This is a genomic window from Nonomuraea insulae, assembly GCF_042656245.1.
On the sequence record NZ_JBHSPA010000016.1, the window covers coordinates 305,325 to 328,609 of the forward strand.

A 23,285-nucleotide genomic window follows, 5' to 3' on the forward strand; every position below is an offset into this window, starting at 1 on the left:
CTATGAACAGCGAATTCGAGCTCCGCGGCGTCAACCACCTCGCGCTGGTCTGCTCGGACATGAAGCAGACGGTCGACTTCTACTCCGGCGTGCTGGGCATGCCGCTGATCAAGACCATCGAGCTGCCCATGGGCTGGGGGCAGCACTTCTTCTTCGACTGCGGGGGCGGCGACGCGCTGGCCTTCTTCTGGTTCCCCGACGCGCCCGACGCCGTGCCCGGGGTGTCGGCGCCGAAGAACCTGCCCGACCGGGGCGAACTGCTCTCGGCCGTCGGCTCGATGAACCACATCGCCTTCGACGTGCCGCCGGAGAAGATCGAGGACTACCGCGACCGGCTCGTCGCCAAGGGCATCGACGTGGGGGTGCTGCTCAACCACGACGACAGCGAGTTCGGGGTGGCGCCGAAGATGCACGACGGCGTGTTCGTCCGCTCCATCTACTTCAAGGACCCCGACGGCGTGCTGGTCGAGTTCGCCGCCTGGACGCGTGAGATCGGGCAGCCGGGCGACGTCAGGCACGAGCCGAAGACCGCGGCCGAGCGGACCGTGTGATGCCGCGGCTGCGCCAGGTGCCGCGCGAGGAGATGACCGACCCGGTGGTCGCCTCCTTCCACGACCGCCTGTTCTCCCCCGGCAGGCAGGGCACCGCGACCGGCTCGCCCGGCGACTGGTGGACGGTCTTCGCGCTCGACCCGAAGATCTTCCGGCACTGCGTCAAGGGCTTCCAGGTCTACCGGGAGACCACGCTGGACCCGGTGCTGCGCGAACTGGGCCAGACCAGGGCGGGATGGGCGCGGCAGAGCCAGTTCGTCTTCTCCCAGCACTGCAAGCAGCTGCGTGCGCTCGGCGTGAGCGAGGAGAAGGTGCGGGCGATCGCGCACTGGCCGGTCAGCGAGCTGTTCGACGAGCTGGAGCGGGCCGTGCTGGCCTACGCCGACGCGCTGGTGCTGGACGGCGGGCGGGTGCACGACGAGGTGTTCGCCGTGCTCAAGCGGCATCTGCCCGACGAGCAGATCCTGGAGCTGACGTACGTGACGTGCCTGTACGAGATGCACGCGACCATGGCGCGGGCCCTGCGCCTGGAGTTCGACGACCGGCCCGATCCGATCGTGGAGGTGCCGGCGCCCGAGGGATACGGCGCCCGCGACATCGCCGCCGACCTGACCGCTCAGCGCGAGTAATCGACCATTCGCCGATCGGCGATCCCGTTCACCACGGGCCCGTGGCTAAGGTGCGACGGATACGTTCGTTGCGGCGTCTCACATGGCGAGATTTCGTCTCGACATTTAGGCCAAACCGTAACACGCCCGACATTGGGTTTAATACCCCCGTAAAGCTAATCTCCCTCCATTGACTACACGTCAGGGACCGGTGACAACCGGCTCCTGATCCATTCATCGGAGGGTCGATGACTACCGGGGAACCCGGGCAGCCACGCACCGACCGCAGCCCCTGGAACTGGCTGTTGATCGTGCCGATCGTGCTGCCACTGCTGACGTTCCTGTTCAACGCCGACGAGCCGCGCCTGCTGGGCTTTCCGCTCTTCTACTGGCTGCAGCTCGCCTTCGTCGTGATCGGCGTCGTCACCACCACCATCGTCTACAGGATGACCAAGTGAGCGGGCACACGACCGAACTGGTCGTCTTCATCGTGCTGTTCGTGCTGGTCAGCGGCATGGGCTTCGTCGCCGCCCGCTGGCGCAGGCCCACCGACCTGGCCAGCCTCAACGAGTGGGGCCTGGGCGGGCGCAGCTTCGGCTCGTGGGTCACCTGGTTCCTGGTCGGCGGCGACCTGTACACCGCCTACACCTTCGTGGCGGTGCCCGCGCTCGTGTTCAGCTCCGGGGCGCTCGGCTTCTACGCGCTGCCGTACACCATCGTGGTCTATCCCATGGTGTTCCTGGTGCTGGCCCGGATGTGGTCGGTGTCGCACGTGCACGGGTTCGTCACGCCGGCCGACTTCGTCAGGGCCCGGTTCGGGTCGCCGACGCTGGCGCTGGTCATCGCGATCACCGGGCTCATCGCCACGATGCCCTACATCGCGCTGCAGCTCGTCGGCATCGAGGCGGTGCTCAAGTCGATGGGCATCACCGGGCACCTGCCGATCATCATCGCGTTCGCGATCCTGGCCGCCTATACCTACCAGTCCGGCCTGCGCGCCCCCGCGCTCATCGCGTTCGTGAAGGACGCGCTGATCTACATCGTGATCCTGGCGGCCGTCATCTACATCCCGGCCAAGCTGGGCGGCTGGGACTCGATCTTCGACGCGGCCAAGGCCAAGTTCGACGCCACCCCGGCCCCGGGCGACGGTTACCTGCTGGGACCGGCCAACCAGCTCCAGTACGTGACCCTGGCCTTCGGCTCGGCGCTGGCGCTGTTCCTCTACCCGCACAGCCTCACCGGTGTGCTGGCCTCCAAGAGCCGCAACGTCATCAAGCGCAACATGTCGGCGCTGCCCGCCTACAGCCTCGTGCTCGGCCTGATCGCGCTGCTCGGCTTCATGGCGATCGCCGCGGGCACCAAGCCGGTCGTGGCCGGTGGCAAGGCCGACACGAACACGATCGTGCCGATGTTGTTCGACCAGATGTTCCCCGACTGGTTCACCGGTGTGGCCTACGCGGCCATCGGCATCGGCGCGCTGGTCCCCGCGGCGATCATGTCGATCGCGGCGGCGAACCTGTTCACCCGCAACATCTACCGCGAATACCTCAACAAGGACGCCACCGACGCCCAGGAGGCCAACGTCTCCAAGCTGGTGTCGCTGGTGGTCAAGGTGGGCGCGGTGCTGTGCATCCTGCTGCTCGACCCGCAGTTCTCCATCGACCTGCAGCTCATCGGCGGCGTGATCATCCTGCAGACGCTGCCGTCGGTGGCGCTCGGCCTCTACACGCGCTGGTTCCACAAGGGCGGCCTGATCGCGGGCTGGGCGGCCGGCCTGGCGGCGGGCCTGTGGATGCTCTACCTCATCCCCAACCCGGCCAACGGCAAGCTGCACTTCGGCGGCTCGGCGTTTCCGCTGGCGAACCTGGGCTTCGACACCAAGATGACCATCTACGTCGGGTTCCTGGCGGTGATCGTCAACCTGGTGGTGGCGGTCGTGGTGACGTGGATCCTGCGGGCCGCCAAGGTGGCCGACGGGCAGGACGCGACCTCGCGGGACGACTACTTCGCCGACCGGGGCGACCCGAAGGTCAAGGACCTGGACCTCAGCGGCTCCCACTGACCTCCCCTTCTCGGCCCGCCTCCCTTCTCCCCGGAGGCGGGCCGCGTCATTCCGTGAGGTAGGCGGGGTTGGCGACCGCCAGCTTCGCGCGTACGGACTGCTCCAGAGCCGTGATGAGGGCCGAGTCGTCGGCGACGCGGCCCTCGCGGATGGCGGCGGCCAGCTCGGCGTCGCCCGCCACGCCCAGCGCGGCCAGCCGGGCGGCGTGCTCCTCCGCCTGGCCGGGGCCGAGCTCGATCTGCCGCACCACCATGGCGAGCACGTTGATGGCGACCCGGGTGTGGTAGCGGGTGCGGCCCTCGACGGCCGGGAGCACGTCGGTCTGGAGGAAGTCGCGCACGGCGGCGACGAGCTCGGCCACGGTGGGGACGTCGTGCGGGTCGGCCGGTGAGTCGACCGGGGAGTCGATACGCGTCACAGCACCTGCTTAGCAGAGCGGCAGCCGGTCCCCAAGGCGGTTGCCGGATGTCCCCTTTATTGGGGTCCGATCATGTGCGGACTATTCTGCGCACATGCACACACAGTCCCTCCTCGCGCCTGCCCCCGTGCTCGGGCCGAAGCTCATCCGGGCCGAGATCCTCGTCGTGATGTCGGTCTCGCTCGGCGCCAGCGCCCTGGTGGCGTTCGTGCGGCTGATCGGGGCGCTCACCGCGCCGCGCGAGCTCAAAGGCCAGCAGGCGGTGCTCGTCGGGTCGATGGCTCCGGGGCGGCCGTGGCTGGACCTGACGTTGCAGCTCGTCCAGATCGCGATCGCGGTGGCGCCGGTGGGGCTGGTGGCGTACCTGATGGTGCGCTCTGGGGAGTCGTTGCGGACGATCGGGGCGGACTTCCGCAGGCCCGGGGGCGATCTGGCGCGCGGGGCGGTGCTGGCGGCCGTGATCGGGGGGTCCGGGCTGGCCTTCTATCTCGCGGTGTGGGCACTGGGGGTGAACCTGACCGTCGTGCCGGGGCAACTGCCCGGGGTGTGGTGGCAGGTGCCGGTGCTGCTGCTGGCGGCCGCGCAGAACGGGCTGCTGGAGGAGGTGCTGGTCTCCGGGTATCTGCTGCACCGGCTCCAGCAGGCCGGGTGGGGGCCGGGGAAGGCCCTGGTGGTCTCGTCGTTGCTCCGCGGGTCCTACCACCTGTATCAGGGGTTCGGGGGGTTCGCGGGGAACGTGGTGATGGGGCTGGTGTTCGGGCGGATGTACCAGCGGTGGGGGCGCGCGATGCCGCTGGTGGTGGCGCACACGCTCATCGACTCCGTGGCCTTCGTCGGGTACGCCTTCCTGCACGGCCGGGTGAGCTGGCTGCCCTGAAGCCGTTGACCGGCGCCCGGGTTTCGGGATGGGATCGTTTCATGAGCTTCGCGGTCCCCGACAGCGTCCGGCCGGTGCGCGACGCCGTGCACGCGTTCATGACCGAGCGGGTCGAACCCGCCGAACCGGTGCTGCACGCGGGCGGCCCGCAGGCCGGCGCGGCGCTGGAGGAGTTGCGCGCGCAGGCCAGGAAGGAGGGCCTGTGGGCGCTCGGCCATCCACGCGAGCTGGGCGGCGGCGGGCTGCCGTTCCTCGACTACGTCTATGTCAACGAGGTGCAGGGGCGCAGCGAGTACGGGCAGCTCGCGCTGGGCACCTACACGCTCCAGGACTCGCTGATGTTGCACGAGCACGCCTCCCCCGGGCAGCGGGAGCGTTACCTGGAGCCGCTGGTGCGCGGCGACATCTCGCCGAGCTTCGCGATGACCGAGCCGGCGGTGTCCAGCAGCGATCCCACCCAGATCACCACCGCCGCCGTGCTCGACGGTGACGAATGGGTGATCAACGGGCACAAGTGGTTCACGACCGGGGCCTCGCGGGCGGCGTACACGACCGTGATGTGCAGGACCGAGCAGGACGCGCCGCCGCACCTGGCCTTCTCCATGATCCTGGTGCCGACGGACACGCCCGGTTACCGGATCGTGCGCGAGACGCCGGTGCTGGGGCTCGACGGGGCGCACTGCGAGGTGCGTTACGAGGACGTGCGCGTGCCGGCCGCCAACCTGCTCGGGGAGCGCGGGCAGGGGTTCGTCATCGCGCAGAAGCGGCTCGGGCCGGGGCGGATCTTCCACTGCATGCGGTGGCTGGGGCAGGCGCAGCGGGCCTTCGACCTGATGTGCCGCAGGCTGCACGAACGCCGCGCGTTCGGTGAGCCGCTGGCCGCCAAGCAGCTCATGCGGCAGCACGTCTTCGACTCCTACACCGAGATCCAGTCCGCCCGGCTGCTCACGCTGCGGGCCGCCGAGACGATCGACGCGGGCTCGCAGGCGCGGGTGGAGATCGGGGCGATCAAGGTGGTGGGCGCGCGCATGTTGCACAACGTGATCGACCGGGCCATCCAGGTGTACGGCGCCGCCGGGCTGACCCCGGACACGCCGCTGGAGCGGATGTACCGGCACGCGCGGGCCGGGCGGATCTACGACGGGCCCGACGAGGTGCACATCGACTCGGTGGGGCGGCGGATCCTGGGCGTGTACGCGGCGGGCGGCACCTGGGAGTTCGGCCTTCGATGACCGACCTGCACGCGATCGCCCGTGATGCGTTCGGGGCCGGCGCGGCGATCGCGTCCAGCACCCGGCTGCCCGGCGGGGCCTCCAGGGAGACGTGGGCCCTCGACGTGGTCACCCAGGACGGGGGCCGGCACGAGCTGATCGCGCGGCTCGACTCCCCCGGCGCGGCTCTGGAGACCGCGTTCACCACCGGGGCCGGGCTGACCGCCGAGGCGACGCTCATGCGGGCCGCGGCGGGGGCGGGCGTGCCGGTGCCGCGGATCATCGCCTGCGGGGAGTCGTACATCCTCATGACCCGCGTCCCCGGCGAGACGATCCCGCGCAAGATCCTGCGCGACGACGCCTACGCGGCGGCCCGGCCCCGGCTGACCCGTCAGTGCGGGCTGGCGCTGGCCGCCATCCACCGGATGCCGCTGACGGCCCTGCCGCACGGGGAGCGGCAGGATCCGCTGCCGGCCTGGCGGGACGTGCTGGACCGGCTCGGCGAGCCGCACCCGGTGTTCGAGCTGGCGCTGCGGCGGCTGGCCGCCACCCGCCCGCGCGGCCGGCGGCTCACGGTCGTGCACGGCGACTTCCGCAACGGCAACCTCATCGTCGGGCCCGAGGGGATCAGGGCGGTGCTGGACTGGGAGCTGGCCCACGCCGGTGACCCCCTGGAGGACCTGGGGTGGTTGTGCGTGAAGGCGTGGCGGTTCGGCTCGTCGCTGCCGGTGGGCGGGTTCGGCGCCTACCACGAGCTCGTGGACGCCTACGAGGAGGCCGGCGGGCAGCCGGTGGACCGGGACGCGCTGCGGTGGTGGGAGACGTTCGGCGTGCTCAAGTGGGGTGTCATCTGCGTCATGCAGACCATGCGGCACCTGCGCGGCGGCGCACGGTCGGTGGAGCTGGCCGCGATCGGGCGGCGGGTGTGCGAGAACGAGTGGGACCTGCTGCGGCTGCTGCGGGAGGAGTCGTGATCACCGCGCGGCGCCGTGGGAGGCTCTCGCGCCCCTGCGGGTGAGCCGCCCCCGCTCCGTGCGCGGCGCGACCGCGGCGGCGACCACGTCCACCAGCCCCTCCACCACCTGGACGCGGTCCACCTCCGGATGGTCCAGCCACCAGTCGCCGGTCGTCTGCGCCATGCCGACGAAGGCGTGCCCGAGCACCTGCGCCCGCACCGGGTCGGGCACCACCCGCTCGACGGCCAGCACCCCGCCGAGCTCCTCCCCCAGTCCGCGCACCAGGGACGTCATGTGGGAGCGGACCCTGCTGTCCTCGGCGCCGGCCCGGTGGAACAGGAACCGGTAGAGGTTGAGGTTGGCCGAGACCAGGTCGAGGTAGACGCCGATGGCGGCCCTGGCCCTGTCGCGCAGACCTGCCCCGGCCCTGGTGAACTCGGGCCGCACCTGGGCGATGACCGTGCGCACGTGCCGGTCGGCCAGCGCCTGGTAGAGGCCGTGTTTGTCGCCGAAGTGGCGGTAGAGGATGGGTTTGGTGATGCCCGCCTCGGCGGCGATGGCCGCCATCGACGCCTCGGGGCCGTCCCGCATGATGACCCGGTCGGCCGCGTCGAGCAGCGCCCTGCGCCGATCCGGATCCCGCCCGCTCACCTGTCCAGGATAGATCTCAGCCGGCCCGGGATCAGCGCCGAGAGCACCAGAAGGGCGCCGATGAGCGCGTACAGGCCGCTCATGCCGGCCAGGGTGCCGGGCGGCTCGCCCATCTCCGCCCACGGCGGGCCGTCCGGCCAGGACCACGGCAGCCCGCCCGCCCTGGCCCACGGCAGCGTGCCGGCCATCGCGATGGCGGCGTCCAGGTTCAGGGCGAACAGCAGGCCCGCGGCGGCGAGCGGCACGCCGCAGCCGAGCGCGGCGGCGGGCCAGGCGGTGAGCAGGGTGACGATGACGGCCACCGCCGCCAGGTAGCCCAGCCCGGCGGGCGCGGGGCCGAACGCGGCGTTGCCGCTGCGCAGGGCTCTGGCGGCGGCTTCGGTGAGGTAGTAGACGGGCACGAGGGCGGCCACACCCGCGGTGGCTCCCAGGAGGTGGCGAGCGGGCCGATCGCGCTTCACATCCACGAACCTTATCGATCTCCTCCGCGCGCGAGGGAAGATCCCGGCAAGCGACCGCAATGCAGTCCTTGCGCAGGCTTTGATGGCCCGTGAACCCATTGCGGGGATCATCTCCTCGGGAGGTGGCGATGCGTCTGCGTCTCAGTCGGCTTTCGGTCCAGACGCGTCTCATTCTGGCCACCGCCCTGCTGTCGCTCGCCGGGCTCACGGTCCTCGCCGTCGCCGCGGACGTGCTGGTACGCGACAAGGTCCAGCAGGAGGTGTACCAGAGCACGCAGCGGGCGGCCACCGACTGGATCGGGTCCATGGGGACGGCGGACGCGCTGCCCGTCGTGACCTCGGACGTCGATCTCTTCCAGCTCGTGGACTCCGCGGGCCGGGTGGTGGAGGCCAGCCGCGCCGCCGCGGGACGGCCGCCGATCAGCACGTTGTGGCCCCCCTCCGACGACCGGATCCAGCACGGCACACGATGCGCGGCGGGCGAGTGCGTGATGTTCACCGCCGCCAAGCCGTCGCCGCAGGAGGAGCAGCTGTTGTGGGGCGGCGCCTCCCACGTCGTGTACGCGGGCAGGGTCCAGCCGGCCATCCTCGGCACGCGCCATCTGGAGCTGGGCCTGGCCGCCGGGGTGCTGGTGGGCACCGCCCTGCTGACGTGCCTGGCCGCGTACCTGACCCGCAGGATGCTCCGCCCGGTGGCGGAGATGCGCGCCAGGATCGCCGAGATCACGGTGACCGACCTGGGCCTGCGGGTGCCGGCCCCGCCCGGCCGGGACGCGATCGCGCTGCTCGCCGCCACCGCGAACCAGACACTGTCGCGCCTGCAGGAGGCGGTCGAGCACCAGCGGCGCTTCTCCTCGATGGTCTCCCACGAGCTGCGTACGCCGCTGACCGGCCTGCGCACCCGGCTGGAGGAATCCCTGCTGTACCCGGAGACCGACCCCCGCGCCACGATCCGGGAGGCGCTGACCGACGTCGAACACTTCCAGACGATCATCGAGGAGATGCTCCTGCTCGCCCGTGTGAAGGCCGCCTCCCAGCCCTGCCGCCAGGAGGTGAACCTGAGCGTCCTGGTCAAGGAGGAGGTGGCCCGCCACAGGACGGTGCCCCTGACGCGGGTGCGTGTCGAGGACGACGTCATGGTCGCGGGCAACCGCGTCCAGCTCGCCGAGGTGCTGACGAACCTCCTCGTCAACGCCCAGCGGCACGCGCGTACCGGTGTCGAGGTCAGCCTGGAGCGGCCGGAGGGGCAGGCCGTGGTCACCGTGCTCGACGACGGCGACGGCGTCGCCCCCGAGAACCGGGAGCGGGTCTTCGAGCCCTTCGTCCGCCTGGACGACGCGCAGCGGCGCGACCCCAAGGGCAGCGGGCTCGGCCTGGCCATCTCACGCGCGATCGCCGAGGCCCACCGGGGCAGCCTGGACATCGAGGACTCGCCGCGGGGCGCCAGGTTCGTGCTGCGCCTCCCGCGGTAAATCGGTGGACGCGCCCGGCCGCTCGCTGTCAGCATGGCGGTGATGTCCCGAGCGTAGGAACACCTCGATCACTGACGGGGGCCACCGGCCCCCTGATTCGAGCTGCTCGCCGTCGGTGCTCCGGCCGACCTGTGATCGATGTGTTCGCTCTGAAGAGGACTTTCCATGGACATCCATGACTACATCACCTACGACGCCGTCGGCATCCGCGACCTGATCAAGGCGGGCGAGGTGACGGCCGCCGAGGTCGAGGCCGCCGCCCGCGAAGCCCTGGCGCTGGCCGACGAGCAGGTGAACGGGCTGGCCCTGCCGGTGTTCTCCCCGGCGCTCGCCCACTCCGCCGACGGTCCCTTCGCCGGGGTGCCGTTCCTGATCAAGGATCACGGGCCGGTGGCCGAAGGGGTGCCGTTCACCCTGGGCAGCCGGGCCCTGCCGGGCATCCTCGCCCGGCGCGACACCGACCTGATGACGCGCTTCCGCGCCGCCGGCCTGGTCACGCTGGGCCTGACCACGTCCCCGGAGATGTGCGTCAGCTTCTCCACCGAGTCCCTCCGCTACGGGCCCACCCGCAACCCGTGGAACCTGGAGCGGGGCGTGGGCGGATCGAGCGGCGGCGCCGCCGCCCTGGTCGCCGCCGGGGCCGTGCCCGTGGCGCACGCCAGCGACGGGGCCGGCTCCATCCGCATCCCGGCCGCCTGCTGCGGGCTGGTCGGGCTCAAGCCGAGCAGGGGCCGCGTCACCTCCGGGCCCGACATGGGCGAGCCGATGCTCGGCATGGCCTACGAGTTCGTGCTGACGCGCACGGTTCGCGACGCCGCCCATCTCCTGGACGCGGTCCAGGGCCCCGGGGTGGGCGACAAGTACACCGCGCCGCCGCCGCACCGCCCGTACGCCGCCGAACTCGGCACGGAACCCGGCCGGCTGCGGGTGGCGGTGACCACCGAGGCCTGGTCGGGCACGGCGGTCGACGCCCGGGTGGCCGAGACGGCTGTCAGGGCCGCGCGGGTGCTGGAGGAGGCGGGACACCACGTCAGCCAGGCGAGCCCGGCCATCGACTGGGACGCCGTCATGCGGGCCCTGGTGCTCGAAAGCGTCGCGATCGCCTCCACGTTGCTGCTGGCGCCCCGGCAGCCCGACGAGTCCCGGATGGAGGCCGTCTCCCGGCAGTTGCTGAAGACGGCCAGGGAGTACAGCGCGCTGGACATGCTGGCCGGCTTCGACGCCCAGAACCGGGTGACCAGGTCGGCGGCGGCGTTCCTCACCGAGTACGACCTGCTCATCACGCCCACGATGGGCCATCCTCCGGCGCCGCACGGCACCCTCCGCTACGACGATCCCGGGCACACCCTGACGAGCTGGCTGGAGTCGCTGACCGCCTACGTGCCGTTCACGCAGGTGTTCAACCTCACCGGTCAGCCGGCGATCAGCCTGCCGCTGGGACACGGCGACGACGGGCTGCCGATCGGGGTGCAGCTCGTGGCGGCCTATGGGCGCGAGGATCTGCTGTTCCAGGTGGCCGCGCACCTGGAGCGGGCCATGCCGTGGAAGGACCGCACTCCCCCGGTCAGCCCTGGCAGGCGTTGACCGGGGTGCGTCCTGCAGGGCGGCGGCGAACTCGCCGTGGTCGAAGGGGGCGCGCTCCTCCCCTCCAGGGGCTCGGGCAGCCTGAGGATCCGTGCTGAGGGCTTGGCTTCCGGGTCCAGGGGCTCGGGCAGCCTGAGGATCCGTGCTGAGGGCTTGGCTTCCGGGTCCAGGGGCTCGGGCAGCCTGAGGATCCGTGCTGAGGGCTTGGCTTCCGGGGCGGGTTGGAGGCGCGGGTTCTGTCGGTGGCGGGAGTTAGTCTCGGGGCCGTGAACGTCCACGAGCTTTCCCGCGCCGACGCCCGCCGCATCGCCGTCCGTGCTCAGCGGCTGGACCGTTCGCGCCCGGCCGACCTGCTCGACACGGTGCGGAGGCTGACGCTGCTCCAGCTCGACCCGATCGCCGCCGTCGCGCCCAGCGCGGATCTGGTGGCGTGGAGCAGGCTCGGGATGGCCTACTCGCCGGGCATGCTGGACAGCGCCCTGGAGAAGCGGACGCTGATCGAGCTGCGGGCGATCATCAGGCCCAGTGAGGACATCGCGCTCTACCGCGCCGACATGGCCGACTGGCCCGGGCGCGGCGACCTGCGTGGCGGGCAGAAGCGCGAGCGCGACTGGGTGCGGGCCAACGACGCGTGCCGCCGGACCATCCTCGACCGGCTCGACCGCTCAGGGCCGGTGCCGTCACGGGAGTTGCCCGACACGTGCGCCGTGCCCTGGGCCTCGACGGGGTGGACCAACAACCGCAACGTCACCCGGCTGCTGGAGTTCATGCTGCTGCGCGGCGAGGTCGCGGTGGCCGGGCGCAAGGGCCGCCAGCGGCTGTGGGATCTGGCGGAGCGGGTCTATCCCGCCGACCCGGTGGTGCCCGCGGTGGAGGCGGCTCGCGTACGCGCCGAGCGGCGCCTGCGCGCCCTGGGCATCGCCCGCGCCGTGGCCCCGGAGTCCCCGGTGGAGCCGATGCACGTGAGCGAAGCCGGTGAACCGGCCGTGGTGGAAGGGGTCAAGGGCACGTGGCGGGTCGATCCCGCGTACCTGGGCGGGGCCTTTGAGGGGCGCGCGGCGCTGCTGTCGCCGTTCGACCGGCTGGTCCACGATCGCAAGCGCCTGGCCGAGTTGTTCGAGTTCGAGTATCAGCTGGAGATGTACAAACCCGTCGCTCAGCGGCGATGGGGATATTTCGCGTTGCCGATCCTCTACGGGGATCGGCTGGTGGGGAAGCTCGATGCCACCGCCGATCGGAAGGGCGGGGTGTTGCGGGTCGACGCGATCCACTGGGACGCGGACCTCGGCGCGGAGATGGTCGCCGAGGTGAATCGTGAGATCGAGGGGCTGGCTCAGTGGCTGGGCCTGGACCTCGCGTTGCCCGGATAGCCGAAGGCCGTTCGGCTGGGAGAAGATGCGCTGTGTCTCTACCCGGGATGCAGCGCTGAGCAGGTGTCATCGAATCGGATCGGGTCTGTTACCTCGTCAGCTCGACGTGGCCGGTGCCGGCTCGGCTGAGGAACGCACGCGATGAGTTCCCGCCGGGTCGCGAGTCTGTTCTGATGACCGTCATGGGGCGTCTCATGACGGTGCCCGGCACGAGAACACCACGGAGGACACCATGACCACCACACCGAGTGACCCGACCGCCACGCGGCCCGGCCGCCCGCCCATCGCCGACCTGGCCACCTGGCAGGCCGCCCGTGACGAGCTGATGGTCCGGGAGAAGGCTCACACCCGCGAGGGCGACGCCATCGCCGCGGCCCGCCGCCGGCTGCCGATGGTGGAGTTCGACGGGACGGTCGAGATCGTCGGACCTGACGGCCCTGTCCCGTTCCTGGACCTGTTCCAGGGCCGCGACGAGCTCGTCATCTACAAGCACATGTGGCACGACGGCGCGCCGCACCAGGGCCAGTGCGAGGGCTGCACCCTCGTGGCCTGGCACCTGAAGGACGCCATCTACCTCAACGCCCGCGACGTCTCGTTCGCCATCGTGACCACGGGCCGGTGGGACGAGGTGGCCTCCTTCGTCGAGTTCATGGGCTACACCCATCCCTGGTACTCGGTGCGCGACGTGGAGGAGCCCGTCGGCGGAGAAATGGGGGCCCTCACCTGCTTCCTGCGCGACGGCGACCGCGTGTTCCTCACCTACTCCACGACGGCCCGCGGCACCGAGCGGGTCAGCGGCTCCATGGTCCTGCTCGACATGACGCCCTATGGCCGCGGCGAGGCGTGGGAGGACAAGCCCGAGGGCTGGCCCGAGGGGCGCCACGCGTGCTGGTCCTGGCGCTCGGACGCGGAGGGGACCGCCACCTGGGGCCCGACCAGCCGCCCCGTGCCGCAGTGGACCCGCCCCGGCGCGACCCCCGTGGAGACCCTCGGCCGGAACGGCCACCATCACTGACAAGCCTTCGTGCCGGGCGGGATCCTCGGACGATGCGAGGGTTCCGCCCGCGCGCTCGGCCGGTGGGCGTATTAGCGATCAAGTCCGATGTGTTCGGTGGTCGTGCGGCCGGAGAGTCTGCGGCTTGGGTTGGTCTCGTTATCGTGTGTGTTTCAGCGGCGACGTCCTCGCCGCTGGAGCTGCAGGTAAGTGAACGGGGAGGGGGACGGCGTGGCTATGGCGCTTCAGACGTTCGAGGCGAAGGACGGTTGGCCGGCCCTGCGCGGGCGGTTGACGAACCGCATTTCCGAGCAGGACCTGGTTTTGCTGGACAAAGCGGTCGACTTCGCGGCACTTCGGCATGCCGACCAGAGGCGACCCGCCGGTGAGCCGTACATGCAGCACCTGCTTGAGGTCGTGACCGTTCTGGCTGAGGCGGTGAACACGACCGACATCGACATGCTGCGAGCGGCGGTCCTGCACGACGTGGTCGAAGACACCGACTGCTCGCTGGATGAGGTGCGGAATCACTTCGGCGACCGTGTCACCGTTCTGGTGGAGTGGGTGACCAAGCCTGCGGCGGCTGAGGGCGAGTCGCGCGAGGAGGTGCGGGCGGCGTATCTGGCTCGGCTGCGGGATGCGCCGGCTGATGCGCTCGTGGTCAAGCTGGCGGACCGGCTGAGCAACGTGCAACGCCTGGACAGCCATCCCCGGCCGGAGAAACGCCGTGCGTACTACCGGGAGACGGTCGGTTCCATTGTTCCGCTGGCGCAGTCTCACCCGTGGTTTCGTCAGTGGTACGCAACCTGGCGCGGCGCGTTCGGCCACTTGTCCGTTGACTAGTCCTGCGACCGCCCGCCGCCCCGACGTACTGGCCGCCCAACGCCTCGAACGCGCCCGCATCCGCAGCGCGGAATTCTCACCCGACCCCGGTGATCGTTTCCGGTCACGGCATTAGCCGACGTAGGGGTTACCGCCGAGCCAGGTCGTGCCGTCGATCAGTTCACGCACCGCGTCCAGGTGACCACTGTGGCAGGCGATTTCGGTGAGCACGTGGATCAAGATGTGCCGCACGTCAGGCAGCCGCCAGGCCGGCCAGATCTCCACGGGCCAGGCGGCAGGCTCCTGTTCGGGCGTGGCGGCGGCGAGCACGGCGTCCGCCCGCGCGATGGCCGCCCGGTAGTCGGCGAACACCTCCTCGGCACTCATCCCCTCGGGTACATACCAGTGCGCCTCCGCGCCCGCTGTGAGCTGTCCGGCCATATCCGGCTCGCCCGCGATCACCCCGAGGAACCAGAAGCGTTCGACATCCAGGGTGAGGTGGCGCAGCAACCCCAGGCAGCTCCAGCCGCTGGGCAGCACCGGCCGCCGCAGATCCTCCTCCGAGAGCCCTTCGAGGATCCCGACGACGTGCTCGCGCTGGCGGTCCAGGGCCCCCTTGAGTGCGTCGAGTTCGGCGTTCACCGGGCGGCGCGCAGTTGGGCGAGGCGTTCCAGGGTGCTCGCCATTTGCCTCTGCCACCAGGCGCGCGCTGACCACTTCAGCGCGTTTGTCCTCCGGCATGCGCGAACCGTCGAAGATCTCGGTCACGACCGTCGCCCCGGCTCCGTGCGTGACCAGGTGGAAGATCCACCGGTGGCCTCATATGGCGCGCCGGGTGTGGAGGCGTCCGGGGTCGGCCGGGATCCGGGCGATGTCCCCCGCCGGGCCCTGATGCGCCGGGACACCATCACCACGGGCTCGCTTGTCGTGCTCGTCATCCCCGCACCTCCGTCAACCGCAGATCATGAACCTGACCTTGGACTGGACGCTACACCGGGGGTACGACAACGCCTGGTCGAGCACGTACGAGCCCTGCGCGGACTCTCACCGAACCGGTTCTTGGAAGGACCGGCCCGCCAAGCCGGCGAACTTCCCGGCCAAAGCAGTACTGAGTTATCCGTCGAATTTCAGGCGCAGGGCACTAGCGACCGCTCCCGTGGACGTAACGGGTCCCCCGACCCACCGTGGAACCAGGGCCCGGGTCGGTGCTTCGGCGAGCGCGAGCGAGCGGGGTTGTCGGGGGTTCGAAAGGGAGGCGCGCCCCCTTGGGAGGCGCTGACTGGAATCCCGTGGCGCGAGCGCCCCCTTGTGGAAGGCCTTGCAGTTTCCCCGGAGCCCCGGATGTGGCTCTGGGGGCTCGTTGCCACCGTGGTGGAGGGCGGGACCGGTCCCGGAGGGGTGGGGTTAGGTTGCCGTACGCAAGGGCGGCTCCTCCGGGGAGGCGAGATGGACGAGAACCCAGCAGCACTCCTTGAGGCCGGAACTTCCACCATGACCTCATACTCACCGCTCAGGCCCGGTGACCCGCCGAGGCTGGGAGGGCTTGAGTTGCTCGGCCGGCTCGGCGAGGGCGGGCAGGGTGTCGTCTATCTGGCGGCGGATCCGGCGGGTACGCGGGTGGCCGTCAAATGGTTGCGGCGCGACCAGTCGGACGATGCCGTGAGCATCGGGCGGTTCCTGCGGGAGGCGGAGGTCGCCCGGCAGGTGGCGCCGTTCTGTACGGCGGCGGTGATCGGCACGGGGGTCGAGCAGGGCCGGCCGTACATCGTGAGCGAGTTCGTCGACGGGCCTTCCCTGCAGGCGATGGTGATGCGGGACGGCCCGCGTACCGGGTCGGCGCTGGATCGGCTGGCCATCGGGACCGCCACCGCGCTGGCCGCGATCCACCAGGGCGGGATCGTGCACCGGGATTTCAAGCCGGCCAACGTCATCGTCGGCGCGGACGGGCCTCGTGTGATCGACTTCGGCATCGCCCGTGCGCTCGCGGCCACCTCGACGTTCAGTGACACGCCGGTGGGGACGCCCGCGTACATGTCTCCCGAGCACATCCTCGGGGAGGCGGTGGGGCCGGCGGCGGATCTGTTCTCGTGGGCGGGGACGATGGTGTACGCGTCGTGCGGGCGGGCGCCGTTCGGCAACGACGCGCTGCGGCCGGTGATGAGCCGGGTGTTGAAGGGGCCGCCCGATCTGGGGCGGCTCGACGGGCCGTTGCGGGACGTGGTGCAGCGGTGCCTGTCGAAGGATCCGGCCGAGCGGCCGACGGCCGAGCAGGTGATCAAGCGGTTGCTCGGGCATTCGGTGCCCGATGCGAGCCTGCTCGAGTGGGGGGCCAGACAGGCCGCGCCCACGGGCGTACGCGGGAGGATGGGGCCGGTCGCCACCGGTGTCGCGGCCGCTGCCACGGTCGTGCTGGTGGTCGCGCTGGTCTGGGCCGTGACGGCGGTGCCGGGGATCGGCTCGGACACGGCTTCCCGGCGAACCTCCGACGCTGCTCCCCTGGAGACGACCGGGGCCGCATCGGGCGCGACTCCCCGGGAGACGACCGGTGCCGCGCCGGACGCGGCTTCCCGGGAGACGGCCAGAGCTTCCAGAGAGACGGCCGGGGCCGCGCCGCTCACGGCCCCTGTGACGAGTACGCTCCCCGGCGGGGCGATCACGCTCTTCGAGCAGCCGAAGGATCCGATCGCGCTGACCGCGTACGAGATCACCGACAAGAAGCTCGGCGACGACGCCGACTACGCCCGGCAGTCGTCGCACGGCCCGTTCGACCGGTACCCGCGCAACTGGGAGTCGCGGGTCTCCCCCGACGGCCGTTATCTGGCGGGACGCCCGCAGCAGTACACCTCGGACGGCCACGACTCGGTGCTGATCACCGACAGGGTGGCGGGGGCCAGCTTCCGGGTCAAGACGGTACGCAAGCCGCTCATCAGCACCATCCGCTCCTGGTCGAAGGACGGCTCCAGGATCCTGCTCAACGTCTCGGAAAAGGTCAAGGACGACTGGGTCACCACGGGTTTCGCCGTCGTGGACGTGAACAGGGCCAAGGTCAGCGTGGTCGACGTGGCCGACGCGTCGGTCCAGGGCTCCAACTTCGCCTGGGACGGCACGGAGACGGGCGTGATCGCCGTCTACGGCAAGAACGAGGGGCTGCGTTTCTTCGACGCCTCCGGCGGGCGCGTACGCGACGTGCCGGGAGTCGGCTCGCTCTCGTCCGGCACCACCGACATGTTCTCTCCCTCCGGCAGGACGTTCGTCACCGACTGCCCAGGCGACGGCGGGGGCCACTGTCTCTGGGACACCGCCACCGGCAAGCGGGTCCGCGCGTTCTCCTCCGACTGCGACAAGGTGCTCGGCTGGTACGACGAGTCGCACCTCTACTGCTGGGAGCTGGACAACAGCGCCACCCTCAGCGAGGTCCAGGTCGTGGCGTTCGACGGCAGGCTGGTCCGCAAGCTGCTGGAGGTGCCGGACGGCCTGAACTTCTTCCCGTACTTCACCCCCGTCAAGAAGGCGTGAGGATCGCCGTAGGAATCGCGTAGGGATGCCCCCTCCGTCCGGGCCGGCGCCGCAAGCTGGGGGTGTCGTCCCTCAGGAGGAGCCATGGTCGTTCACGTTCCGCAGCCCGGCATTCCCCCCGATGCGAGGGCGGGTGTGGGCTGGGGGATGGAGCAGTTCCACCACCCGCACCCGGTGCGCTGCGGCGGCGTGGTGACCGCGCAGCGGCGGGAGTTGATAGCGGGCCTGTCGGGACGGGTGCTGGAGGTCGGCGCGGGCGACGGCGTCAAGCTGACCTGCTACCCCGCCGCCTGCGAAGAGATCGTCCTGGTGGAGCCCGACCCTTTCCTGCGCGCGGCGGCCCGCCTGGTGGCCGGCGGCGAGCTGCGCTTCCACGAGCACCAGCGCTCCGCCAACCCGGCCGTGGCGCTGGCCGAGATGGCGCTCACCCCGGTGTGGGCCCGCGTGTGCGGGGTTGTCATCCCGCCCGCGACGTGGTCGCCGCCATCGAACGGGCCGGATTCGTGATCGACCGGCTCGGCCGCTACACCCGCTGGCACGTCCCGCACGTCATCGGAATCGCCCGCCAGGGAACCGACGGCGGTTCCCGGTGACGCGGGCGGGTCACCGTGCCGCCAGTCGCAGCAGCAGCTCCTTGACCTGCACGGCCTCGTACCGTTCCCGGGCCGCGGACGGGTCGGAGCAGAGCAGGACGGGCGCGTCGGCGGGGTCGGCGGGGAGCAGCCCGTGGGAGCCGCGTACGGCGCGGGCGCCCGCGTCGAGTCCGACGACGTTCATGAGGTAGCGCAGGCCGAGCTTCTTGCGCAGCAGCGCCACCCCGGCCCGGCGCTTGGCCGCGGCCGGCTCGGCCGGGTCGAAGAACAGCTCGGCCGGGTCGTAGCCGGGCTTGCGGTGGATCTCGACCAGGCGGGCGAAGTCGGGGGCGCGGGCGTCGTCGAGCCAGTAGTAGTAGGTGAACCAGGCGTCGGGGTCCGCGAGCAGGACCAGGTCGCCCGAGCGGGCGTGGTCCAGGCCGTGGGCCGCCTTGCCTTCCTGGTCGAGCACGGCGGCGACGCCCTCGATCGAGGCGCACAGCTTGGCCACGGCGGGCACGTCGGCGGGGTCGCGGACGTAGACGTGGGCGATCTGGTGGTCGGCGACGGCGAACGCCTTCGACGTCCACGGGTCCAGGTACTCCATGCCGTCCTGGGTGTGGACGCTCAGCAGGTTCTCGCCGCGCAGGAGGCGGTTGACGTCGACGGGGCGGGAGACGTCGGTGATGCCGTACTCGGACAGGACCACCACGGTCCTGTCCCCCGCCGCGTCCAGCAGGGGTGTCAGCACGGTGTCGAGCTCCGCCGCGGCTGTCGCGCACCGCTGGTCGGAGGGGCCGTAACGCTGCAGGTCGTAGTCGAGGTGCGGGAGGTAGGCGAGGGTGAGGTCGGGGTCGCGGGTGGCCATGACGTGCTCGGTGGCGCGGCTGATCCAGGCCGAGGAGGCGATGCCGGCGCCCGGTCCCCAGTAGCTGAACAGGGGGAACGGGTCCAGCTCGTCGTGCAGCTCGGGCGGGTGGGTGTAACAGTCGGGGTCCTTGCGGCCGTCGGCGCGGTAGATCGGGCGGGGGGTGATGGTCCAGTCGACGTCGGCGCCCATGGCGTACCACCAGCAGACGTTAGCGACCGTGAAGCCCGGTCGCTCCCGGCGGGCGGCCTGCCACAGCTTCTCGCCCTCGACGAGGGCGTTGTGCTGGCGCCAGAACAGCACCTCGCCGAGGTCGCGGAAGAACCAGCCGTTGCCCACGATCCCGTGGCCGGACGGCGGCAGCCCCGTCAGGAACGTGGACTGCGCCGTGCACGTGACGGCGGGCAGGACGGTTCCGAGCCCCGCCTGGAAGCCCTGGGCGGCGACGGCGCGCAGGCGGGGCATGTGCGCCAGCAGCCTCGGGGTCAGTCCGACCACGTCCAGGACCAGCAGCTTGGTCATGCCGTCACTCCCAGGTCACGCAGCTCGGTGCGGGCGAAGTCCAGCTCGTCGGCGATGCCGGCGGCGAGCTGTTCAGTGGTACGGGGCCGCAGCGCGGGCGGCAGCACGCCCCAGGTGTAGGTCTCGACGTCGTAGTGGTCGCACAGCGGCTCCGGGCCGCCGGCCAGCTCCTTGAGCGCCTCGCGCAACACCGGGATGGTGGTGGTCAGCGGTGGGGCGGGGGCGGCGTGCAGCGGTACGTGGTAGTGGACCCGCCATGGGGCCGGCAGGCCGCGTTCCAGGGCCTCGTCCAGGTCGTCGGCCCGGTGGCCCGCGGCGGTGCGGGTCTGGTGCAGGAAGCGCGGTTCCACGTAGTCGCGCAGGGCTTCGGGCTCTCCGGTCTCCAGGGCGGCCGAGAGCTGGACCTTGACGATGGGCAGGCCGGCGGCGCGCAGGGCCTTCAGCGCGCCCGCCGGGTCCTCCCAGGCGCAGGCCAGGTGCGCCAGGTCCAGGCAGAGGCCGAGCCGGTCGGTGTCGGCGCCGGCCAGGTGGGTGATGGCCTGGGCGGTGGTCTCGACGACGCAGCCGGGCTCGGGTTCGAAGCCGACGCGTACCGTCCTGCCGGTCTCCGCCTCGACGGCGGCCAGGCCCGCGGCCAGTTCGTCCAGGCGGCGGGCGGCCTGTCCCGCCATCGCGGCGTTCCAGGGGTCGCGCCAGGCCAGCGGCAGGGTCGAGACCGAGCCGCGGGCGGCGTCGCCGGGGAGCAGGTCGGCGAGGATGCGGGCCAGATCCAGCGTGTACGACAGCCGCTCCCTGGTCGTCCAGTCCGGGTGGTAGACGGCGTGTTTGACCACCGGGTCGTGGAAGGAACGGTAGGGGAAGCCGTTCAGCGTGACGACCTCCAGCCCCCGTACGGACAGCTCGTCGCGGAGCCTGCCGCGCAGCGCCGGGTCGGCGGCGAGTTCGGCGGCCACGGGCGCGGCCAGCCAGAGCCCGAGCCCCAGCACGCTCGCGCCGAGGCGGTCGCGGACCGGGACCGCGTAGGTGTCGAACTGGCCGATGATGCCCTCCAGGTCCTCGGCCGGGTGCACGTTGGTGCAGTAGCTCAGGTGCGAGGTCGTCCCGGAGGGGTGGGTCAGCCGCATCACTCGCCGCCGCGCTTGATGGAGCTGCCCGCGAACGTCGGCCCCGTGGCCAGCCCCGTGATCAGACCCGCGGCGCTCAGGTCGAGGCGGCCCGACTGGCCGTAGAACTCGACGGGGTTGTGCCACAACACCTGCTCCACGTCGTCCTCCTTGAACCCGGACGCCAGCATCGCCTCGGCGGTCGCCAGCGTGAGCAGCGGGTCGGAGACGCCCCAGTCGGCGGCGGAGTTGATCAGCACGCGGCCGGTGCCGTGCTCGCGCAGGATCTCCACCATGCGCGGCGGCGACATCTTGGTCTCGGGGTAGATCGAGAACCCCATCCAGCATCCGGAGTCCTTCACCAGCCCGACGGTCACCTCGTTGAGATGATCGACCGCGACCCGGCCGGGCGCGATGCCGGAGGCGGCCACGACGTCGAGCGTGCGCCTGGTGCCGCGGGCCTTGTCGCGGTGCGGGGTGTGCACCAGGGCCGGGAGGTCGTGCTCGATCGCCAGGGCGAGCTGCCGTTCGAAGGCGGTGTCCTCCTCGGGGGTCATGGAGTCGTACCCGATCTCGCCGACCGCGACGACGCGGTCCTTGTCCAGGTAGCGGGGCAGCAGGTCCAGGACGGGGAGGCAGCGGGGGTCGTTCGCCTCCTTGGGGTTCAGCGCGATCGTGGCGTGGTGGACCACGCCGAACTGGGCGGCCCGGTACGGCTCCCAGCCGATCAGCGAGTCGAAGTAGTCGGTGAACGAACCCGGATGGGTACGGGGCTGCCCCAGCCAGAAGGCCGGCTCCACCACGGCCACGATCCCGGCGGCGGCCATACGCGCGTAGTCGTCGGTGGTACGCGACGTCATGTGGATGTGCGGGTCGAAGATGCGCATCAGGTCTCCTCGCTGGTGAGACGGCGGAGCAGGGCCGAAGCGTCCTGGGGCATGCTGCGGCCGGCCGCGGTGAGCTCTTCCAGGAACGCGGCCAGCATGCCGGCCAGCTCCCCGTCCGCCCTTTCGTCCAGTTCGTGAACCATGTCCAGGGGCACGCCCATGAACACGCACTTGAGCACCGCCTGGCGCCAGGCGGCCTGGTCGAGGTGGCGGGCGTACGGGCCGAGGGCGGCGGCCAGCAGGCGGGCGTCGTTGGTACGGATGGCGTCGCGCAGAAGGGGCACGGCCGATGGGCCGATCTGGAGCAGGGGCAGGGCCTTGAGCACGGCGCGTTTCTCGTCGGCGTCGCCGTGGTGGTACAGGTCGGTGGCCTCGGTGGTGACGCGGCCGGGCGGGAGCGCGGCCAGCAGCAACGTCCTGGCCGCCTCGTCGGCCGTCCAGCCGGGCGCGCCGGGAAGCGGGGCCCGTCCTGCCCGCCGGCCCGCGGCGGCGAACGAACGCGCCGCCGTCTCGGGGCGGTTGGCGGCGGCCCCGAGGGAGCCGTCCAGCCAGGGCCAGCCGGGGGTGTCGCGGAGTGCGGCGCGCAGGAGGTCGGGCGACGTCACGTACGGCCTCCTTCGGGTGGGCGCGCGGGTAGGGCCTCGGGGCGGTGCGCGGACGTTTGTTCGGCGTGGCGGAGGAAGGACAGGGAGCGGGCCGCCACGTCCGGGGCGGCGTGCGAGTGGCGGGGCAGTTCGACGGCGACCAGGCCGCGATAGCCGGAGTCGGCGAGGGCGCGCAGCACCGGCGGGAAGTCGATCTCGCCTTCGCCGAACTCCAGGTGCTCGTGCGTGCCCCGCCGCATGTCGTCGATCTGCACGTTGACCAGGTGCTCGGCAACGGCCGCCACACAGTCGGGCACCGGGTCGGGCTCGTTGCAGCGGCAGTGGCCGATGTCCAGGGTGAGGCCGAAGCCGTCCGGCTCGCCGAGCATCCTGCGCAGCGTCCGCCAGTCGTCGATGGTCTCGACGAGCATCCCTGGCTCGGGCTCGAAGCCCAGTGGCGGGCCGTGCGCGGTGTCCAGGAGCCGCGTACAGCCGTCCACCAGCCGCTCCCAGGCCAGGGCGGGATCGACGTGGCCCGGACGTACGCCCGCCCAGAACGACACCGCCTCCGCGCCCAGGTCGGCGCCGATCGCCACGGCCCTGCGCAGGAAGTCCACCCGCTTGTCGCGGTCGTCGTCCAGCAGCGTGGGGGCGTGCTTGCGGCGGGGGTCGAGCAGGTAGCGGGCGCCGGTCTCGATCACCACCCCCAGGCCGAGCGTGCGCAGGCGGTCGGCGAGCTTGGCCACGCGCTGGCCGAGGCCGTCGGCGTACGGGTCGAGGTGGTGGTGGTCGAGGGTGAGGGCCACGCCGGTGTAGCCGAGGCCGGCGATGACGTCCAGGGCGTCGCTCAGGCGGTGGTTGGCGAAGCCGTTGGTGCCGTAGCCGAATCGGATCATGTCGGGGACACCTTTCTGGCCAGGCGGCGGGCCAGCGGTACCGCCGCCGCCAGGGCGAGGCCGATCCGGGGCGCACCGGCCCGCGCGACCAGGGCGCCTTGGAGGGCGGGCAGGCTGACGATCCCGGCCGTCACTGCTGCCCGGACGCGGTCGGCCGAGGGCTCGGTGACGGCGCGGGCCTGGGAGGGGGCGAACTGGGTGGCGTACCAGAGGGCGAGCGCGGCCTGCGTGGCGGCGTCGGAGGTCCGATCGGGGATCGGAGCGGCGGGCGGGGTGGCGGGCGGGGTGGCGGGCGGGGTG

General features: G+C 71.6%; 23 protein-coding genes and 1 pseudogene. 14 read left to right on the forward strand and 10 right to left on the reverse strand.

The genetic code is table 11. The features are described 5' to 3' along the window. The first annotated feature begins 2 nt into the window (after positions 1–2). The 4 genes from ACFPZ3_RS13295 to mctP all read left to right on the forward strand — a co-directional run bounded on the left by ACFPZ3_RS13295 (position 3) and on the right by mctP (position 3,221). Complete coding sequence (locus ACFPZ3_RS13295) at positions 3–551, forward strand: VOC family protein (RefSeq protein ID WP_379514345.1); 549 nt, start codon at positions 3–5, stop codon at positions 549–551. Next, a complete protein-coding gene (locus ACFPZ3_RS13300; protein WP_379514346.1) occupies positions 551–1,180 on the forward strand; it encodes a carboxymuconolactone decarboxylase family protein in 630 nt (209 codons plus the stop codon). The genes ACFPZ3_RS13295 and ACFPZ3_RS13300 overlap by 1 nt, the downstream gene beginning before the upstream one ends. Before the next feature lie 227 nt (positions 1,181–1,407). Then, positions 1,408–1,617 carry a DUF3311 domain-containing protein gene (locus ACFPZ3_RS13305; RefSeq protein WP_379514347.1) on the forward strand — a complete coding sequence of 70 codons (210 nt, stop codon included), beginning with the start codon at positions 1,408–1,410 and terminating at the stop codon, positions 1,615–1,617. Next, positions 1,614–3,221, forward strand: coding sequence for a monocarboxylate uptake permease MctP (mctP, locus tag ACFPZ3_RS13310; protein WP_379514348.1), 1,608 nt, complete (start codon positions 1,614–1,616; stop codon positions 3,219–3,221). Before ACFPZ3_RS13305 ends, mctP begins: the two co-directional genes overlap by 4 nt. A gap of 46 nt (positions 3,222–3,267) precedes the next feature. Here the strand turns inward: mctP and ACFPZ3_RS13315 are convergent, their stop codons facing one another. Further along, complete coding sequence (locus ACFPZ3_RS13315) at positions 3,268–3,639, reverse strand: DUF6285 domain-containing protein (RefSeq protein ID WP_379514349.1); 372 nt, start codon at positions 3,637–3,639, stop codon at positions 3,268–3,270. 94 nt (positions 3,640–3,733) lie between these two features. On the opposite strand from ACFPZ3_RS13315, the gene ACFPZ3_RS13320 reads away from it, so the two are divergent. From ACFPZ3_RS13320 to ACFPZ3_RS13330, 3 genes are read left to right on the forward strand one after another with little or no spacing between them, the layout of a single operon-like run. After that, positions 3,734–4,516 carry a CPBP family intramembrane glutamic endopeptidase gene (locus tag ACFPZ3_RS13320; protein WP_379514350.1) on the forward strand — a complete coding sequence of 261 codons (783 nt, stop codon included), beginning with the start codon at positions 3,734–3,736 and terminating at the stop codon, positions 4,514–4,516. A 41-nt stretch (positions 4,517–4,557) separates the two neighbouring features. Then, positions 4,558–5,748: an acyl-CoA dehydrogenase family protein gene (locus tag ACFPZ3_RS13325; protein ID WP_379514351.1), complete on the forward strand. Its 1,191-nt coding sequence runs from the start codon at positions 4,558–4,560 to the stop codon at positions 5,746–5,748. After that, the gene (locus ACFPZ3_RS13330) at positions 5,745–6,701 is read left to right on the forward strand and encodes a phosphotransferase family protein (RefSeq protein ID WP_379514352.1); all 957 of its coding nucleotides are present in this window, start codon (positions 5,745–5,747) and stop codon (positions 6,699–6,701) included. Before ACFPZ3_RS13325 ends, ACFPZ3_RS13330 begins: the two co-directional genes overlap by 4 nt. Here ACFPZ3_RS13330 and ACFPZ3_RS13335 read toward each other — a convergent pair whose 3' ends face one another. After that, on the reverse strand, positions 6,702–7,334 hold the full coding sequence (locus ACFPZ3_RS13335; RefSeq protein ID WP_379514353.1) for a TetR family transcriptional regulator: 633 nt from the start codon (positions 7,332–7,334) through the stop codon (positions 6,702–6,704). After that, positions 7,331–7,795 carry a hypothetical protein gene (locus tag ACFPZ3_RS13340; RefSeq protein WP_379514354.1) on the reverse strand — a complete coding sequence of 155 codons (465 nt, stop codon included), beginning with the start codon at positions 7,793–7,795 and terminating at the stop codon, positions 7,331–7,333. The genes ACFPZ3_RS13335 and ACFPZ3_RS13340 overlap by 4 nt, the downstream gene beginning before the upstream one ends. Before the next feature lie 128 nt (positions 7,796–7,923). Here ACFPZ3_RS13340 and ACFPZ3_RS13345 point away from each other — a divergent pair, with 128 nt between their 5' ends. The 5 genes from ACFPZ3_RS13345 (at position 7,924) to ACFPZ3_RS13365 (ending at position 14,058) form a co-directional block, all read left to right on the forward strand. Further along, on the forward strand, positions 7,924–9,267 hold the full coding sequence (locus ACFPZ3_RS13345) for an ATP-binding protein (RefSeq protein WP_379514355.1): 1,344 nt from the start codon (positions 7,924–7,926) through the stop codon (positions 9,265–9,267). 165 nt (positions 9,268–9,432) lie between these two features. Next, on the forward strand, positions 9,433–10,851 hold the full coding sequence (locus ACFPZ3_RS13350) for an amidase (RefSeq protein ID WP_379514356.1): 1,419 nt from the start codon (positions 9,433–9,435) through the stop codon (positions 10,849–10,851). Between the two features lie 266 nt (positions 10,852–11,117). Next, positions 11,118–12,221: a DNA glycosylase AlkZ-like family protein gene (locus ACFPZ3_RS13355; RefSeq protein ID WP_379514357.1), complete on the forward strand. Its 1,104-nt coding sequence runs from the start codon at positions 11,118–11,120 to the stop codon at positions 12,219–12,221. 232 nt (positions 12,222–12,453) lie between these two features. Continuing rightward, a complete protein-coding gene (locus tag ACFPZ3_RS13360; protein ID WP_379514358.1) occupies positions 12,454–13,236 on the forward strand; it encodes a DUF899 family protein in 783 nt (260 codons plus the stop codon). Between the two features lie 216 nt (positions 13,237–13,452). Next, positions 13,453–14,058, forward strand: a complete 606-nt coding sequence (locus tag ACFPZ3_RS13365; RefSeq protein WP_379514359.1) for an HD domain-containing protein — start codon at positions 13,453–13,455, stop codon at positions 14,056–14,058. A gap of 111 nt (positions 14,059–14,169) precedes the next feature. Here the strand turns inward: ACFPZ3_RS13365 and ACFPZ3_RS13370 are convergent, their stop codons facing one another. After that, entirely contained in the window at positions 14,170–14,805 is a 636-nt protein-coding gene (locus ACFPZ3_RS13370) for a DinB family protein (protein ID WP_379514360.1), read from the reverse strand. A gap of 723 nt (positions 14,806–15,528) precedes the next feature. On the opposite strand from ACFPZ3_RS13370, the gene ACFPZ3_RS13375 reads away from it, so the two are divergent. Together ACFPZ3_RS13375 and ACFPZ3_RS13380 are read left to right on the forward strand one after the other, a co-directional pair. Beyond that, positions 15,529–17,553 carry a protein kinase domain-containing protein gene (locus ACFPZ3_RS13375; protein WP_379514361.1) on the forward strand — a complete coding sequence of 675 codons (2,025 nt, stop codon included), beginning with the start codon at positions 15,529–15,531 and terminating at the stop codon, positions 17,551–17,553. A gap of 84 nt (positions 17,554–17,637) precedes the next feature. Beyond that, positions 17,638–18,060 (forward strand): hypothetical protein, encoded by a 423-nt coding sequence (locus tag ACFPZ3_RS13380; RefSeq protein WP_379514362.1) that lies wholly within the window; start codon positions 17,638–17,640, stop codon positions 18,058–18,060. A gap of 96 nt (positions 18,061–18,156) precedes the next feature. On the opposite strand, the gene ACFPZ3_RS13385 is transcribed toward ACFPZ3_RS13380, so the two are convergent. From ACFPZ3_RS13385 to ACFPZ3_RS13410, 6 genes and pseudogenes are all read right to left on the reverse strand, one after another. Further along, on the reverse strand, positions 18,157–19,515 hold the full coding sequence (locus ACFPZ3_RS13385; protein WP_379514363.1) for a nucleotide pyrophosphatase/phosphodiesterase family protein: 1,359 nt from the start codon (positions 19,513–19,515) through the stop codon (positions 18,157–18,159). Next, on the reverse strand, positions 19,512–20,639 hold the full coding sequence (gene eboE, locus ACFPZ3_RS13390) for a metabolite traffic protein EboE (RefSeq protein WP_379514364.1): 1,128 nt from the start codon (positions 20,637–20,639) through the stop codon (positions 19,512–19,514). Before eboE ends, ACFPZ3_RS13385 begins: the two co-directional genes overlap by 4 nt. Continuing rightward, on the reverse strand, positions 20,639–21,505 hold the full coding sequence (locus tag ACFPZ3_RS13395; protein ID WP_379514365.1) for a TatD family hydrolase: 867 nt from the start codon (positions 21,503–21,505) through the stop codon (positions 20,639–20,641). Before ACFPZ3_RS13395 ends, eboE begins: the two co-directional genes overlap by 1 nt. Beyond that, a complete protein-coding gene (locus ACFPZ3_RS13400) occupies positions 21,505–22,110 on the reverse strand; it encodes an EboA domain-containing protein (RefSeq protein ID WP_379514366.1) in 606 nt (201 codons plus the stop codon). Before ACFPZ3_RS13400 ends, ACFPZ3_RS13395 begins: the two co-directional genes overlap by 1 nt. After that, complete coding sequence (locus ACFPZ3_RS13405; protein WP_379514367.1) at positions 22,107–22,985, reverse strand: sugar phosphate isomerase/epimerase family protein; 879 nt, start codon at positions 22,983–22,985, stop codon at positions 22,107–22,109. Before ACFPZ3_RS13405 ends, ACFPZ3_RS13400 begins: the two co-directional genes overlap by 4 nt. After that, positions 22,982–23,285: pseudogene (locus ACFPZ3_RS13410) on the reverse strand (SCO3242 family prenyltransferase); the annotation flags it as partial. The gene ACFPZ3_RS13405 and the pseudogene ACFPZ3_RS13410, both read right to left, overlap by 4 nt.

Coding starts and splice junctions, on each gene's coding strand:
- eboE (WP_379514364.1), bottom strand. CDS start 20,639: ATGCGGCTGACCCACCCCTCCGGGACGACCTCGCACCTGAGCTACTGC.
- ACFPZ3_RS13330 (WP_379514352.1), top strand. CDS start 5,745: ATGACCGACCTGCACGCGATCGCCCGTGATGCGTTCGGGGCCGGCGCG.
- ACFPZ3_RS13295 (WP_379514345.1), top strand. CDS start 3: ATGAACAGCGAATTCGAGCTCCGCGGCGTCAACCACCTCGCGCTGGTC.
- ACFPZ3_RS13345 (WP_379514355.1), top strand. CDS start 7,924: ATGCGTCTGCGTCTCAGTCGGCTTTCGGTCCAGACGCGTCTCATTCTG.
- ACFPZ3_RS13395 (WP_379514365.1), bottom strand. CDS start 21,505: ATGCGCATCTTCGACCCGCACATCCACATGACGTCGCGTACCACCGAC.
- ACFPZ3_RS13365 (WP_379514359.1), top strand. CDS start 13,453: ATGGCGCTTCAGACGTTCGAGGCGAAGGACGGTTGGCCGGCCCTGCGC.
- ACFPZ3_RS13300 (WP_379514346.1), top strand. CDS start 551: ATGCCGCGGCTGCGCCAGGTGCCGCGCGAGGAGATGACCGACCCGGTG.
- ACFPZ3_RS13350 (WP_379514356.1), top strand. CDS start 9,433: ATGGACATCCATGACTACATCACCTACGACGCCGTCGGCATCCGCGAC.
- ACFPZ3_RS13380 (WP_379514362.1), top strand. CDS start 17,638: ATGGTCGTTCACGTTCCGCAGCCCGGCATTCCCCCCGATGCGAGGGCG.
- ACFPZ3_RS13385 (WP_379514363.1), bottom strand. CDS start 19,515: ATGACCAAGCTGCTGGTCCTGGACGTGGTCGGACTGACCCCGAGGCTG.
- ACFPZ3_RS13375 (WP_379514361.1), top strand. CDS start 15,529: ATGACCTCATACTCACCGCTCAGGCCCGGTGACCCGCCGAGGCTGGGA.
- ACFPZ3_RS13320 (WP_379514350.1), top strand. CDS start 3,734: ATGCACACACAGTCCCTCCTCGCGCCTGCCCCCGTGCTCGGGCCGAAG.
- ACFPZ3_RS13405 (WP_379514367.1), bottom strand. CDS start 22,985: ATGATCCGATTCGGCTACGGCACCAACGGCTTCGCCAACCACCGCCTG.
- ACFPZ3_RS13325 (WP_379514351.1), top strand. CDS start 4,558: ATGAGCTTCGCGGTCCCCGACAGCGTCCGGCCGGTGCGCGACGCCGTG.
- ACFPZ3_RS13360 (WP_379514358.1), top strand. CDS start 12,454: ATGACCACCACACCGAGTGACCCGACCGCCACGCGGCCCGGCCGCCCG.
- ACFPZ3_RS13305 (WP_379514347.1), top strand. CDS start 1,408: ATGACTACCGGGGAACCCGGGCAGCCACGCACCGACCGCAGCCCCTGG.